Below are 14,291 nucleotides of genomic sequence, written 5' to 3'. Positions count from 1 at the left end.
TTCGGCCAAGTCGTGCGTCGACTGCCACGCCGGTGTACACGCCGCGCACGGCTTTGACACCAACACCGCCACCGCTTCTGGTCACAACACCACCAGCTTCAACGGCTTCGGTGCCAAGTCCAAGTTCGATGGTAGCCAGGGCGTCACGCTCAAGGACACCTCCTCGGCGGTCGTGACCAGCACTTGGTCACTGCCGACGACCAACGTGTTCTGGTCGCAGGACCCGAGCGCCACCGTCGACGCCCCCGCGGGCGCAAATACGGCGGTAGGCTGGAACTCGATTATCACCTGCCAGGACTGCCACACCGGCCTGAACGCCGCTGGTCCTCATGGTGCTGCCCAGAACTGGGGCATCGACCCGAACTACCCCGCGCCGTATGACATGGCGGTCAACTCGCACTACACGATGAGCGGTATCGCAGTGCGCACGGGTACTCCTAGCTACAGCGCGAGCCAGGTAGGGGTCAACCCGCGTATCCCGGCCTTCACCGGAGCGCTGAGCCCCGCCTCCATAGTCACCAGCATGGCCGCCCAGGGTCTTGCCGACGCTGGTCAGCCCGGCACCGCGAACGCCGTTATCTGCTCGAAGTGCCACAAGCTCTTCGACTTCAACAACGCGTACGCGGTCGGGAACTACTCCTCTGGTAGCCATGGGTTCACCTTCACGAACGCCACGGGCATCGGCAACGACAGCAACACGGCGCACGCTAGCCACCACTGGGACCTGAACAATGGTGCTGCCGACTGCGTCAGCTGCCACATCGGCCTTCCGCACGGCTGGACGCGTCCGCGCCTGCTGGTCAACAGCTACAACGGCACGTACACCGTGACCATCGGCGGCGTGACCCAGACGGCCACGTCGGTCGCAGACCCGGCTCCGTATCTGGATCCGAACGCGCGCCTGATGACGCCGACGGTCGGCACCAATCTCACCCCGCGTGGTATGGGTCCGCTCAGCACCGTCGATCAGCACACGCTGACAACTGGCGGCGCCAACTGGACTGAGGCCGATTGCCTTGCTTGCGCTGGATCTGGCGCCAGTGGCCTCGAGCACACGGGTGATGCGCACGATCCGAAGCTCAAGTAGTTCTAGGTACAACTGAGCTCGAGAACTTCGAGTCAGCGCACGATGGGGGACGGGCAGCGATGCCCGTCCCCTTGTGCGTCCTGACTCGTTTGGTTCACGTCGACGGTGCTCGCAGTCGTTCTGCGAGGTGAGTCGAATCTCAGGCATCCGACGTTCTCTGATTGCCAGAGGCGGGTAGGAGGACAGAGAACGCGCACGAAGGACAACGGCGATTGTGAATGGGGGATTGCCGTATGAAGCGCTGCATACTTGCTTGCGCGCTGGCCGTGGCACTAGCGGGTGCCGCTCTCGGGCCGTCTGCCGCCCTTGCGGCCCAGGACCAGACACCACCCAGTGTCACAGCCTTCAGTCTCACTCCGCAGTCGGTCAACACCGAGTCGCAGGACCAGACGATCACGCTGACGGTGACGCTCACCGATGACCAGTCCGGGGTGAGCACAGCCAACGACGGCGGCTACAACACGGTGTTCTACCTCAAGGCTCCTTCAGGCACGCAGTACGTGACTGCCCTGCCGACGCGGGTCTCGGGAACCCAGCTCAATGGGGTCTATCAGGCCACGATGGTTCTTCCACGGGGCAGTACGAAAGGCGTCTGGACTGTGTGGGACTTCTTCGTCATCGACAAGGTCGGGAACACCCGGGATCTAAGGAAGGCGGACTTGGAGGCCAAGTTCGGTGCGGGCGTCGCGAACGTGACTAACACCGCCGCCGACGATGACTCCGTCGCGCCCAATATCACGGCCTTCAGTCTCACGCCGCAGACGGTCAACACGGAGTCGCAGGATCAGACCGTCACGGTCAAGATGACGCTCACCGACAACCAATCTGGCGTGAGCACCGTCGGTGATGGCAAGTACAACACGGTGCTCTACCTAAAAGCGCCATCTGGTAGCCAGTACGTCACCCTCCTACTGAAGCGGGTCTCCGGGGATGACCGAAACGGGCAGTACGAGGCGACAGCCGTACTGCGGCGCGGTGCCACACAGGGCGTCTGGACCGTCTGGGACTTGTACCTTATCGATAAGCTGCAGAACACGAAGGAACTCACGGCCGCAGACTTGAACAGCTCGTTCGGAGCGGGTGCCGCAAACGTGAACAACACGGCAACCCATTCGGACTCGACCGCGCCGCTGATTACTTCGTTCGATATCAGCCCGCAAACGATCGACACGGACTCGCAGCCCCAGACACTGACACTCACCGTGGAACTCACCGACACACAGGCTGGTGTCAGTACGGCGTGGGACGGACCCTACAGCTCCGTGCTGTACCTACAACCGCTCATCGGTTCGCAGTACACGACCTTCAATCTCAAGCGCGTTTCTGGGACGGATATGGACGGCATCTACCAAGCGTCGGTGGTTCTGCCCCAAGGGGCGAAGGAGGGCGTCTGGGTTGTCTGGGACATGTTCCTAACCGACAAGCTCGGCAACACCCGGGAGCTGCATGCAGACGACATCAACGGGCTCCTTCCAGGCTCCAAAGGCGTCACGGTAGTAAACACCGCGTTGGCGCAGCAGGTGACAATCGAGCGGGACTGGAGCATCGCGACCACTCACACGCTCGTGACTTTCCCAGCAGACACCGTAGTAACGCGACAAGGAGGGGGCGAGTTTGCCTTCTACAAGATGACGGGCTCGGAGTTCTCGGTGGACGGGAGTACGCCGACGACAGATCTGGCAGGAAACCCGGTTGCGACGCTCAGATTGGGCATCCCGGGCCTTGATCTCTCATTCAGTCGCGGCGTGACGGTCTCACTGTTCGTCGGTGACGCGTTGGACGGTTACTGGTTGCAGATCCAGTCGCTCGAGGAGTCGGGTACGGCGTGGGCCAACGAGACGCAGGTGCCAGTCGCCAACGGCAGAGCCACCTTCACTGTGAATCACGCTTCGTATTTCGTGGGCAGCCTCATGGCGCGGCCCAGAGGAACGATCAAGATCAACCGCGGGGCCAAGACTACGCACTCCGCGTACGTGACGCTCTACCTGTACGCGAGCGATCCTCTGGCCAAAGTGAGTAGCATGCGGTTCTCGGACAACGGCAGGAAGTGGACCACTTGGAAGACCTATCGGCGAACCAGTACGCGATGGTCTCTAACTAGCAAGAAGTACGGGGGCACGGCCAAGAAGGGATACAAGTACGTCTACGTGCAGTATCGGGATGCCAAGAAGGGCGTGTCTGTCGCGATTGGATCCCGCATTCGTCTGCGGTAGGCACTTGGCTGTGACGCTGCGGACCCGCGACCCACGCGTGGTGGCGACGGCCTGACCATCGATGGCGAAGCTTCGATTCAGAACTGAACGCCGAGTGATGGTCACTTCACTGCGACGCGCTTGGTCCCGCTCGACGAGCCCCGGTACGTCGTCAGGCCAACGACGCGGCCCGAGTACGACGCGATGAAGTGCCAGCTGCCTTTGTACCGAGGCTTGAACCAGTAGGAGAAACGTCCGCCCGAGATTGCGACCCTGGCTGTGGCCCAGTTTCGCCACCTGCCGGCGCGAAAACGCGTGACCTTGATCGAGATGGTGCCGGGCGCCTCGGCTGGGGACACCGTGCCCGAAATCTTGAACGCCCTGGTTCCCCTCACGGTCGTCGGAACTACGAGCTTCGTGGTCGTGTTGCGAGTCACGGGGGTAGGCGGTGCGAGGATGGTGACCGCGACGCTTGCGTCCTGCTGGTTGCCGGCGAGGTCATAGGCGCGCGCGTGAATCGTGTGCGCACCGACGCCGCTGGCGACGAGATGCGATGTGTTCGCCAGCGGACCTGCGTCCAGCCCCATCTTCACGTCGGCAAGGCCGGAGAGCGAGTCGCTTGCGCTCGCTTCGATTGTGGCCGCGCCCACAAAGGAGCCACCGGCGCTCAGAGACAGGCGCGGCGGGGTCTTGTCGATTCGCACGTCGGCGAGCGCATGCGTCTCGACATTGCCCGAGACATCGTCCGACCAGTACTCGAGCGTGCTTGTGCCCTCGGCGGCGACAACTACCGGGGCGGTGTACGTCGCGGCCGGCGAGCCGTTGAGCCGATAGTGCGTCGCGGACACCCCAGAGCCGAGCGGCCCATCGGTAGCGACCATGCTGACTGACACGGAGTGGTTGACCCAGCCGGCCGGAAGCGACGGCGAGATCGAGGTCGAGGGCGGCGTCGTGTCGATAACTGGGAGCGCAACGCCTGCTCCCGCGATCGTGTAGTCAGCGCTCACTGCTACGGGCGTGGCGTGTGCCAGATCGCTGGCACCGCCGTAGAACCGCATCAAGTGACCTACTGCCGAGAAGCCGATGCGGTACGGCCCCGCCGCCAGCCGAGCGATTCGGTACCCGCCACCCACTCCGGTTGAGGCGGTCGCAACTGGGCTGCCGTTGGAGTCGTACGCGGTCACGAGCGCTCCACTCACGGCCGAGCCATCCACTTGCGTCGCGGCGCCTTCAATCGCACCGAACCCGATATCGTCGAGCGTCACGAGGTCGAACCCATCCGCGCGCAGCCCGTCGATAAGCCCGGGGAGCGCTTCGACAGTGTTGGTGGCGTCACTCTGGTCGTGAAGCTCGACCACGCCTCCGGCGGCCTCCTGGTCGCGAACGAGGTTGATGATGTCCTGGGGCGCGGTGCCGTTCCAGTCTTTGGGATTGATCGTCGGCCACGAGATCTGCAGTCCAAGTTCCGGGAGCACCGTGTCGTACGCGCTGTTGTAGTCCAAGAACGGCGAGCGATACCAATGGGGAGTGACGCCGGTTGCTGCTTGAATGGAGATCTGCGCGTGCAGGAGGTTGGCGTAGATCTCGTCGGCCGTCGCGTCGACGAAGTGTGGGTGGTCGTAGGAGTGGTTGCCGATGAGCATCCCCGCCGAGGCGATCGAGAGCGCTTGCGTCGGATCCGCGTCAACGAGCTCGCCGATCATGAAGAAGGTGGCCTTGACGCCCTTCTGTTGCAGTATGAGCAGTAGCGGCCCGGATGCCTGAGGTGCGTCATCGAACCCCAGCGCCATCTGAGGGCGCGCCTTCAAAGGCGCGGCAGTCGCCACTGCAGCGAGGTACAGCTGCAACAGGACGATCACTAGCACGCATGAGATGGCTCGAAGTAGCCCTCGGCGGGTCATCCGTACGCCCTCCGATGTACGTAAAACACACGACATTCTTGCATTCCCGCGTCCGGGGCGGAGCAAGCACAGACGCCGACCGGGGCCGATAGGGGGCGGCTTTGTGCCCGTGCGAACGTGTGGGATTCGAGTCCTGCGATGCGGCAAGCGCCACAAGACACGAGAGGCAATGCGGGTACATATTCGTATTAGCGCCATTCGCCTTGGGGGGCACCAGGCGTCACGCACGCGACGCAGTCTCGACTCCGTACCTCTTGTCTCCCTCAGCACTCAGTGAGGGGAAGCTGATGTCATGAGAACGAAGCGCATCGCTTCATTCGCCATCGCAGCCGCTGTGCTACTTCTGTGTTGCGCGACCGCCGTCCACGCGTTTGCCGCACCTCCCGGCTGGACCGTGAACCAACTCACATCGGGAGACAACCCGAATCAGGATCCGTGGGTCTCGGGCGACCGGGTAGCGTGGTACGGCTCGGACGGCGCGAACCTGCAGATCTATACGTGGAAGACCGGGGACTCCGCGCCGACGACGCTCACGTCCGCTCCACGTGACAGCGAGGGGCCGGCCGTATCCGGTGATCGAGTCGTGTGGGATACCGAGGTCGACCCCAACATCACCCAGATCTGCACGTGGAAGGTCGGCGATTCCTTGCCGACGACGCTCACGACAGGGGCACACCTCCACCTCGTCCCACAGGTCTCGGGCGATCGCGTGGTATGGCAGGGCTACACCGACGCCACGCACAGTCAGACCTATACGTGGGAGGTCGGAGATTCTTCGGCCACGACGCTTACGACAAGCGCCTCGAGCAGCAGCAACCAGGCGGTCTCGGGCGACCGCGTGGCCTGGGAAGGCTGGGACGGCGCGCACGATCAGATCTACACGTGGAAGTCGGGGGACTTCGCCCCGTCGATGCTCACGAGCGTGACGGGGAATGGTCAGGCCCCCGAGGTCTCGGGCGACCGCGCGGTGTGGACAGGCTCAAACGGGTCACAGAGCCAGATTTACACGTGGGCGGCCGGCGACACCTCGGCGACACTGCTGGCGTCCCCTGTGCTGAACAACTCGAATCCACAGGTCTCGGGCGACCGGGTGGTGTGGCAGGGCTACGACGGGGTGGCATGGCACATCTACACGTGGAAGTCCGGAGATATCTCCGTGACGCAGCTCACGTACGGCACATACAACGACGACCAAAACCCCCAGGTCTCGGGCGACCGCATCGTCTGGTACGGCAGCGGCCGGGTCTTCACGCAGAAGATTGGCGAGTCTGAGGCGACGACGCTCAGTGCCTCGGTGGGCGGCTTGACGTGGCCGGAGGTCTCCGGCGACCACGTAGTGTGGGCGGGCAAGGACGGTTCGAACTGGCAGGTATTCGACGCCTCAGCCTCGAGCCCGTTCGTCACCTTCCCTGACCCCGGTCTGGACGCGGCCATTCGCGCCATGATTGGCAAGCCCATGCCCGAGGAGATACGTTCGTCGGACCTCGCCACAATCACAGGGCTCCAACTCGAGGGGTACGGCATCAAGCGATTGGACGGCCTTGAGAATGCGGCCAACATAACGTGGCTCGACCTCTGGGGGAACGAGATCACCACGATTACGCCGTTGGGCAGCCTCACTCATCTTTCGAGTGCGGTGCTCCCCTACAACGAGATCAGCGACCTCACGCCGCTGGCCAGCCTCAACGCCAGCCTCACGAACCTCGACGTGAGCTACAACCGGATAACTGACCCCACGCCGCTGGAGGGCCTGACCAACCTCTCGTACCTGGGACTCAACGGCAACCAGATCAGCGATATCTCGTCGCTGCACGGCGTGCCATTCGGGTATGTCGACATCCGTTACAACTGGCTCGATCTAGAGCCTGGCTCGGCGGCGAGCCAGACGATTGACTGGTGGCTCGCCCATGGTACGGGCGTCACATGGCTGCCGCAGAATGTTGGGGCTATAACCGGAACCGTGCGCGAGCTCGGCGGCGGCGTGCTGCCCGGAGCGACGGTGACGCTCAGTTCGGGGCCAACCGGAGGCACCACAGCTGACGGCACGTACTCGATTCCAAGCGTGGCCGCGGGCGAGCAGACGGCGACGGTCTCGGCGCCCTACTTCTACAGCTCCAGTTCGACCTTCTCCGTCCACGAGAGCACTACTACCGTCGATGCGGTACTCACCCCACAGCGGCTGTCTCTGACCATGAAGCGCTCGCCGAGCAGTTCGGCGCTGTCTTACAAGCGCAAGAAGGGCGTTGCCAAGTTCACGCTTGCGGTGACGCTCTCAGACCCACGCGGGGCTGTCGCCGGCGTGGCAGTGTGGCTGCAGAAGAGCTCCAACGGCAAGAAGTGGTCGAACCTCTACAGGCTGGCGACAAGCACCTCGGGCAAGGCGTCCAAGGCGTTCTCGGCCAAGAAGAAGGGCACGACCTACTACCGCTGGAGCGCGGCGGCGACGGCGTTCGACGGCGCAGGCCTGACACCCAAGCAGAAGGTTGTCGTCAAGTAGCGCCAAGCACGCGGGCAAGGTGACATGACGGGGCCCCGGCAGATGCCGGGGCCCCGGTTGCGCGCCCGATGTGTTGTACGCCGCTGCCGACACGAACTGAGGAGCCGCTGGTCAAGGGGGGTGCGATGGCGGAGGGGGTGGGATTCGAACCCACGAGACGCTTGCGCGCCTACTGGTTTTCAAGACCAGGGCATTCAACCACTCTGCCACCCCTCCACACGGCGCAGCAGGGGAGAGTATACCGCCTGTTCGGGCAACTCGCCGCCATGGCGTACGTCACAAGTAGTACATGGAATCGCCACGTTGGGACGATGCCGGTCACACCGTTTCCGGGGAATCTGGATGTCAGACCAGTTAGCTAGTCTGCTGGCCAAGGAGCCAGCCGAGAATCCGCCGAGAGGAGGCCGCACATGGCGAAGAGTCAGAAGCGCTGCAACCGCGTTGTTGCCGGCTTCGCACTGTTCGCGGCCTCGGCGGCGGTCGCCTCTGCCGCGATTCTCGGGCCGGCTGCGGGCGCCGCAGTCGCAGCGCCCCCCAATCTTGGCGGAGCGACGGTTCACGCGGCTCATCTGCCCGCAGCTCGAGTCGCGACGCAGGATCTGCTCGGCCACAAGACGGCGGCATCGAGCAAGCGAACTGGTAGTGCGATCGCCACGGCCGCCGGTATCGCCAGTGTGCTCGGCGCCCAAAGTGTTGGGCTTGCCGAGGCGAGTGCTGGTTCGAATCCATCGCAGGCCGGCGCGTGGTGGCTCGAGTACTCAGGCGCGTGCTCGCGGACGCGTGGACAGCCCGGCCCGGATGAGTGCACCTAGCCCATCCGCTTGCGACACGATCGTGCCGCAGTTCGCCGAGGAGTCGCCATGCAAGCCATCCACATCAACACCACCAGTCTCGCCAGCGAGAGCGATGCTTCTCTGCTCGAAGCTGTGCTGCGCATGCTCGCCGGCGTTGCCGACGTCGTCGCGGTTCGCTCGCTGGGCATCGTGTCGGTGCTCTACGACGAGCACAAGATCGGTCCGCGGACCATCGTCAAAGCGATGCGTTCGACGGGTTACGACGCGAAGCTCATTCGCCCAAGCTCGCTGCATCGCCGCGAACAGCGTCGTGCGGCTCGCTCCGAGGCGTCTCCGTCTGCATAGCTCCCAACGCCGTCGGTTTGCGCATACGTTTGGTGCGGGGCGTGAACTCCGCTAACGTGGGTACCGACGGGTTCCGGGGACCTAGAGGAGTTCTGCTATGCGCGAACTGCTCGCAGCATGCGTTGATCTCGAGACGCTCGCAATCGATCTGTACGGCGTGTTTGCCGAGACCACCAAGGATGACGAGTTACGCGCGCTCTTCGCCGCGATGCGGGCCGACGAGATGCACCACGTCCGCTGGTGGCGCGATGTCGAGGACCGCATCGTTGCGGGACAGCTCACCGACATCGACACTGGCACGCATGTCACCGCCTACATGCGCGCAATTGTGGCCACGCTTCGAGAGATGCTGGCCTCGGACACGGCCGCATTCTCGGATGAGGACCGCCTCGCGCTCGCCGCTTCGCTCGAGTTCTATGCGCTAGACCCCGTGTTCGCGCAGCTAGTCGCTGAGAGTGATCCACGCGAGGGAAATCTTCGCCGCGACCAGTACGAGAAGCACGTTGCGTTGCTCGCGTCAGCGATGGAGGCTCGCCGCTCCTGGGTGCTGGCGCCTCACATCGCGCTGTTGCGAAACACGGCAGACTCTACAGCGGAGGCGCTGGGCGCCGATATCCATGACGCCGAGACCGGTCTACCCCTGAGCGCAGTTGCAGAGCAAGCTATCGAGGACCTGTGTGCGAATCCCGCCCGCGACGGCGGGCCGATCTCGCTTGCGCTGATCCAGATTGCCGGCCTGCAGTCGGCCTACGATCTCGATCCCGCACTCGGCGACCGCACTCTGTTGCGCGTCGTGTCGGTGGTCACGTCGCTGCTGCGACTCACCGACCTGCTCGTACGGCCCGAGGGCAGTCGCCTAGCGGTCGTAATGCCGGGAACGGGGTCGACTGCGGCCGTTTCGACCATGCGGGCGATCGCGCAGGCAGTCGCACACGAGGGCGCCGGACCCGTCTGCGGCACCGAGCCGCTTCGCTCGGTGGCGAGCGTCGTCACGATGCCGCCACTCCCCGGCGCTTGCTGCGACGCCGCCGAGGCGTTCTCGGCGGCCGAGAAGCAGCTCGTCGAGCTCGTGGCCGCCGGGCAGGCCCTCGGCGCCATCGAACTCGGCTAGCGGCGTTTTCTCGGCCAGTGCCTGCGGCCGAGGGCGCCACCCTGCAGGCCGCCAGCGTTCCCGCCTTCGCGACGTACCCCCATTCGCTAGACTGAGCGTCAGGCGCGCGTGGCGTGCCCACTGTCCGTGAGGAGTTCCGTGCACAACGACGACGTCTACATGGCAATGGCGCTTGCCGAGGCCCGGCTCGCCGAGCAGATTGGTGAAGTGCCGATCGGCGCGGTCGTCGTGTGCGATGGTGCGGTGGTCTCGGCGGGGCACAATCGGCGCGAGGTCGACCACGATCCAGCCGGGCACGCGGAGTTTCTCGCGATTCGTGAGGCCTCGCAGAAGCTCGAGCGTTGGCGGCTCTCGGACTGCACGGTCTACGTCACGCTCGAGCCGTGCCCCATGTGCGCGGGGCTCATGCACCAGGCGCGCATCGCGCGGTGTGTCTACGCAGCTCCAGACCCCAAGGCCGGTGCCTTGGGCACGCTCTACGACCTCAGCAGCGACGATCGGCTGAACCACCGCTTCGAGGTCACTGCGGGAGTGCTGGTCGACGAATCGGCGGAACTGCTGCGCGCCTTCTTCCGGCGCCTTCGTGACGAACGCGGGTAGATGACCGGTTGGTAAGCGGGGATTCCTCACATTCCGCTTGTGACGTGCGTCACAATGTAGGCACAACATAGGTTGAAGCAGCCGCTTGGGATGCCGATAACACCCTCGTTGGGCGTGAACGCGTTGGCTGCGCCGCCCCAGCGCTTCGCCATCTTTCAAGAAGGAAGCTCACATGAGGCGTGTTGCGCGAGTACTTGCTCCCGTCGCGCTGGCCGTATTCGCGATTCCCGGCCAGGCTTTTGCTGCTGGCCGCTTCACGCCGGCCGCCTTCGGCGTACACATCGTGCTCAGCCTCTTGGGCCTGCTGGTCGCAGTGATCTTGCTAGTCGAGGCGCTCGGAGTACGCAAGCTGGCCCTCGGCGGTGCCGTTGCCGAGCGCATCGGCCTCGTGGTCCTCGCCGTGATCTGCCTTGCTGCCTCGGCGCTTGCCGAGTGGGGCACCAACTTCGTCGTCGATCTGACCCTAGACCAGACGCAGCTGGCGAGCGAGGTGCTGGTGATTGTTGCGATGGTGCTGCTCGCTGCGTACTTCTGGACCGTTCGTTCTGGAATGAAGCACTACTTGGTCGAGGTCACGAGCGCTCCTCCAGTAATCGATGTCGTTGCACCTCCCGCCCCAGCCGAGGACGACCGTGCCTAACCTCCTAGCACAGAGAGTCGAGGAGACGCTTCGCCCCGTGATTGGGACGGTGCTGGCGGCTGTCTCCGTCGACGTGGAGAGCAAGCGCATCGGCAAGACGCCCGAGACCCTCGAGCGCTGCGACCTGGAGTCGATCGCCGACAACCTCGTCAGCGCGCTGCGCCTCGTTGTGGGCCAAGACATGGCCGACGCGGCTGCGCGCAAGGTGCGCGAACTCAGCTAGCGGCGCTGCCGCTGCGAGACGGGGTGCGGCCGGGGCGCAGCCGATGGCGCACGGTGAGGATCACGCGTAGCGCCAGACGGCTCTCACTTCTCAAGCGACTTCTCGGCGGCTTGCAGGACTTTGGTTCCGATCGCTGCGTCCGCGATCTCACTCCACGGGTCGACGCCGCCTGCAGCTCTTTGAAGCACCCGCGCGGGCGTGAACGATCGAATGTCGAGTGCGTCGGTCAGCTCGTCCCACGCCAGTGGCACGGCGCAGGAGGGCCCGGGCTTCATGCGCGTCGAGTAGGGCGCTACGGCGCTCGCTCCTTCGGCGTTTCGCAGGTAGTCGAAGAAGATGCGCCCGCCCCGAGCGTCCTTCGCCATCTTGCCCACGAGCGTCTCGGGGTGGCGCCCGACGAGCCGGTCGACGATCGCCTTGGAAAACGCGCGAACGCGCTCGAACTCCCATACCGGTTCAACAGGCAGCACTACGTGAAGCCCCTTGCTTCCGGTCGACTTCAGAAACGCCGAGAATCCGAGCGCCTCGCACTCGTCGCGTACCATCAGCGCAGCCGCGCGAATCTGCGGCCATTCGACGTCGGGACCGGGATCGAGATCGAAGCAGATGCGGTCCGGCCGAGTGGGCGCGTCGATGCGCGACAGCCACGTGTGGACCTCGCCCGCACCCATCTGCGCGAGCGCGACCAACCCCTCGGCCGAGTCAACGTAGAGAAACTCAAACTCATTGTGCTTGATTGCGTGCTTGAGGCGGTGAATGTGCGTAGAGAGGCCCGAGTCCGGGTGGCGCTGGTAGAAGCAGCCTCGGCCGTGCCCGGTCGGGCAGCGCAACAGCGTCAGCAATCGGTCGCCGACCTCGGGCAGCATGAGTGGTGCAATCGCGGCGTAGTAGCTCGCGAAATCGAGCTTCGTGAAAGCCGGCGAGTCGGGGAAGAGCGTCTTGTCCGGATTCGTGATCTTCACGCCCAAGATCGCGCCGCCGATCACGTCCGCGCGGGCGACACCGGGGGGGCCTGCGGGGACGGGTTCTCGGGCAATCGTCGCGGCCCGCTCCGTGGTCTTGGCCCTGCGAGCATCCCCGCTGGCCCCCCCGGTGTCGCCCGCGCTATCGTCACTGGGCTGTGGGCCTTCGAGGACGACCTCGGCTTCCGGCCGCTCGTGGAGTACTTCTCGCGGCGCTTTGTCCTCGCGGATGCCGAGGAAGACAGGCTGTCGCAGGACTCCTTCGGTCGTCCACTCGCGGAACGCGGCTTCGATTACGACTTCGGGGCGCGTGAAGTGTACGACGTGGCCCGTGATATGTGGCGCGGGATCAAACGGGGATTCGGCGACTTCGAGCGCGTCGAGGCGCGCGCGGAGCGAAGCGACCGTCGCTTCGTCCAGGCCGCTGCCGACTCGGCCCGCGTAGACGAGCCGCCCGTCGTCGTAGGTGCCGACGAGGACCGAGCCTAAGGCCGCGCGGGAACCTACTCCCTCGGTGAAGCCACCCACAACCAGCTCTTGCGATTGGCGACACTTGATCTTGACCCACTCGCGGCCGCGACCCGGCGTGTACCGGCTGTCAGCACGCTTGCACACGATGCCCTCAAGGTCGGCGAGGCACGCATGCCGGTAGAACTCCCCACCGCCGCCGACGAGATGGTCTGCGTAGCGAACGGGAGAGGTTGCGGGTTGCTCGGCCAGTAGGGTCTTGAGGAGTTCCTTGCGCTGGGTGAGAGGGAGGTGGCGAAGGTCGTAGCCGTTGAGGTAGAGCAGGTCGAACGCCGAGTACGCCACCTTCTCGGGATGAGGTCCCAGCGCCTTTTGCAGCAAGCCGAAGCGCGAGACGCCGTCACCGTCGAAGACGACCGCCTCTCCGTCGATGACCGCCGAGTCGGCCGGGAGCCCGGTCATGGCGCGCGTCAGTCCGGAGAAGCGCTCGCTCCACTCGGCGTGGCTGCGGGTGAACGCCCGCCCGCGCCCGCCCTCAAGGGTGAGCGCGACGCGATAGCCGTCGTACTTGACCTCCGCGATCCACTCTTCGCCCTCAGGCGGCGAGTCCACCAGCGTAGCCAGCTGCAGATCGACGGTCGAAGGAAAGGGAGCCTTCCCGCTCCCCCCGCCGTCCTCCGACGCGCCAAGCACGCTGTCCGGCTCCTCGGCGAGAACGTCGTACTGTTCGCGCGGCCTCACGAACTCGTCTTTCTCTTTGATCAGCAGCCAGTTGTCGCGCTTCTCGCCCGGGCGTGGCTTGAGCCGCACGAGCACCCACAGGCCACGCAGCTTCTCTCCGTGAAGCGCGAACTTGAAGTCGCCTTTCGCCAGACCCGCGTGCGGGTCGCCCTGCGGCTCCCAGGTGCCCCGGTCCCACACGACGACCGTCCCGGCACCGTACTCGCCGGCGGGAATCGTGCCCTCGAAGCCGCCGTAGTCCAGCGGGTGGTCCTCAACGTGAACGGCAAGCCGCTTGTCGTGGGTGTCCAGCGACGGGCCTTTGGGCACGGCCCACGACATCAAGACGCCGTCGAGTTCGAGCCGGAAGTCGTAGTGCAGCGCGCGGGCGGCGTGCTTCTGCACGACGAAGCTCAGCGCCTCGCCGCCCGTGGGCTCGCCGCTTGCGGGTTCGGGGGTGTGGCTGAAGTCGCGCTTGGCGCGGTACTCCTCGAGTGGCATCGGCTGGCCCTAGCCTGCGGCTTGGGCGCCAGCGGCGTCGCTGGCCTTGGCTCGGCGGGCCTCTTCGACGCTCCTCTTGAGCAGGTCCATGATGTCGACGACCTCGGCCGTTGGCGCGGCTGGCTCGGGCGCGACGATGGTCTCGCCCTCGGCCTTGCGCGTGATGAGCGCGAGCAGGTCCTCGTGGTACGTGTCGCGGTAGCGCGACGGGTCCCAGTCGGTCTCGATGGTCGCGACCAACTGCGCCGCG

General features: G+C 65.0%; 12 protein-coding genes and 1 tRNA gene. 9 read left to right on the top strand and 4 right to left on the bottom strand.

Features of this window, described 5'->3' with window-relative positions; translation table 11 throughout:
• Both P4L93_04320 and P4L93_04315 read left to right on the top strand, forming a co-directional pair.
• The coding region (locus P4L93_04320; GenBank protein ID MDR3686165.1) for a hypothetical protein at nt 1-1,087 on the top strand (1,087 nt) is incomplete at its 5' end.
• Between the two features lie 233 nt (nt 1,088-1,320).
• Nucleotides 1,321-3,300, top strand: coding sequence for a hypothetical protein (locus P4L93_04315; GenBank protein ID MDR3686164.1), 1,980 nt, complete (start codon nt 1,321-1,323; stop codon nt 3,298-3,300).
• A 101-nt stretch (nt 3,301-3,401) separates the two neighbouring features.
• Here P4L93_04315 and P4L93_04310 read toward each other — a convergent pair whose 3' ends face one another.
• Entirely contained in the window at nt 3,402-5,069 is a 1,668-nt protein-coding gene (locus tag P4L93_04310) for a polysaccharide deacetylase family protein (GenBank protein ID MDR3686163.1), read from the bottom strand.
• Nucleotides 5,070-5,472: 403 nt separating this feature from the next.
• Between P4L93_04310 and P4L93_04305 the strand changes: the two genes are divergently transcribed.
• Nucleotides 5,473-7,677 (top strand): leucine-rich repeat domain-containing protein, encoded by a 2,205-nt coding sequence (locus tag P4L93_04305; GenBank protein ID MDR3686162.1) that lies wholly within the window; start codon nt 5,473-5,475, stop codon nt 7,675-7,677.
• Between the two features lie 126 nt (nt 7,678-7,803).
• Here the strand turns inward: P4L93_04305 and P4L93_04300 are convergent.
• A tRNA-Ser gene (locus tag P4L93_04300) sits at nt 7,804-7,893 on the bottom strand.
• 194 nt (nt 7,894-8,087) lie between these two features.
• Here P4L93_04300 and P4L93_04295 point away from each other — a divergent pair.
• The 6 genes from P4L93_04295 (at nt 8,088) to P4L93_04270 (ending at nt 11,390) form a co-directional block, all read left to right on the top strand.
• Nucleotides 8,088-8,489: a hypothetical protein gene (locus P4L93_04295; GenBank protein MDR3686161.1), complete on the top strand. Its 402-nt coding sequence runs from the start codon at nt 8,088-8,090 to the stop codon at nt 8,487-8,489.
• A gap of 48 nt (nt 8,490-8,537) precedes the next feature.
• A complete protein-coding gene (locus P4L93_04290; protein MDR3686160.1) occupies nt 8,538-8,816 on the top strand; it encodes a heavy-metal-associated domain-containing protein in 279 nt (92 codons plus the stop codon).
• A 97-nt stretch (nt 8,817-8,913) separates the two neighbouring features.
• Entirely contained in the window at nt 8,914-9,927 is a 1,014-nt protein-coding gene (locus tag P4L93_04285) for a diguanylate cyclase (protein MDR3686159.1), read from the top strand.
• A 108-nt stretch (nt 9,928-10,035) separates the two neighbouring features.
• Nucleotides 10,036-10,527, top strand: coding sequence for a tRNA adenosine(34) deaminase TadA (tadA, locus tag P4L93_04280; protein ID MDR3686158.1), 492 nt, complete (start codon nt 10,036-10,038; stop codon nt 10,525-10,527).
• A 172-nt stretch (nt 10,528-10,699) separates the two neighbouring features.
• Nucleotides 10,700-11,167 (top strand): hypothetical protein, encoded by a 468-nt coding sequence (locus P4L93_04275; protein MDR3686157.1) that lies wholly within the window; start codon nt 10,700-10,702, stop codon nt 11,165-11,167.
• Nucleotides 11,160-11,390, top strand: coding sequence for a hypothetical protein (locus tag P4L93_04270; GenBank protein MDR3686156.1), 231 nt, complete (start codon nt 11,160-11,162; stop codon nt 11,388-11,390). The genes P4L93_04275 and P4L93_04270 overlap by 8 nt, the downstream gene beginning before the upstream one ends.
• A gap of 83 nt (nt 11,391-11,473) precedes the next feature.
• On the opposite strand, the gene ligD is transcribed toward P4L93_04270, so the two are convergent.
• Nucleotides 11,474-14,041: a DNA ligase D gene (gene ligD, locus P4L93_04265; GenBank protein ID MDR3686155.1), complete on the bottom strand. Its 2,568-nt coding sequence runs from the start codon at nt 14,039-14,041 to the stop codon at nt 11,474-11,476.
• A gap of 9 nt (nt 14,042-14,050) precedes the next feature.
• Nucleotides 14,051-14,291: Ku protein (locus tag P4L93_04260; GenBank protein ID MDR3686154.1), on the bottom strand; the 241-nt coding region annotated here is incomplete at its 5' end.

Source organism: Coriobacteriia bacterium, assembly GCA_031292615.1.
GTDB lineage: Bacteria > Actinomycetota > Coriobacteriia > Anaerosomatales > JAAXUF01 > JARLGT01.
Note: the sequence above shows the minus strand (reverse complement) of the source record. Positions and strands in the feature narration are given on the sequence as shown.

Bases quoted from the DNA above. Each gene is read 5' to 3' on its own strand.
- P4L93_04285 (MDR3686159.1), top strand. From the start codon at position 8,914: ATGCGCGAACTGCTCGCAGCATGCGTTGATCTCGAGACGCTCGCAATC.
- P4L93_04310 (MDR3686163.1), bottom strand. From the start codon at position 5,069: ATGGCGCTGGGGTTCGATGACGCACCTCAGGCATCCGGGCCGCTACTG.
- P4L93_04305 (MDR3686162.1), top strand. From the start codon at position 5,473: ATGAGAACGAAGCGCATCGCTTCATTCGCCATCGCAGCCGCTGTGCTA.
- P4L93_04290 (MDR3686160.1), top strand. From the start codon at position 8,538: ATGCAAGCCATCCACATCAACACCACCAGTCTCGCCAGCGAGAGCGAT.
- ligD (MDR3686155.1), bottom strand. From the start codon at position 14,041: ATGCCACTCGAGGAGTACCGCGCCAAGCGCGACTTCAGCCACACCCCC.
- P4L93_04295 (MDR3686161.1), top strand. From the start codon at position 8,088: ATGGCGAAGAGTCAGAAGCGCTGCAACCGCGTTGTTGCCGGCTTCGCA.
- P4L93_04275 (MDR3686157.1), top strand. From the start codon at position 10,700: ATGAGGCGTGTTGCGCGAGTACTTGCTCCCGTCGCGCTGGCCGTATTC.
- P4L93_04315 (MDR3686164.1), top strand. From the start codon at position 1,321: ATGAAGCGCTGCATACTTGCTTGCGCGCTGGCCGTGGCACTAGCGGGT.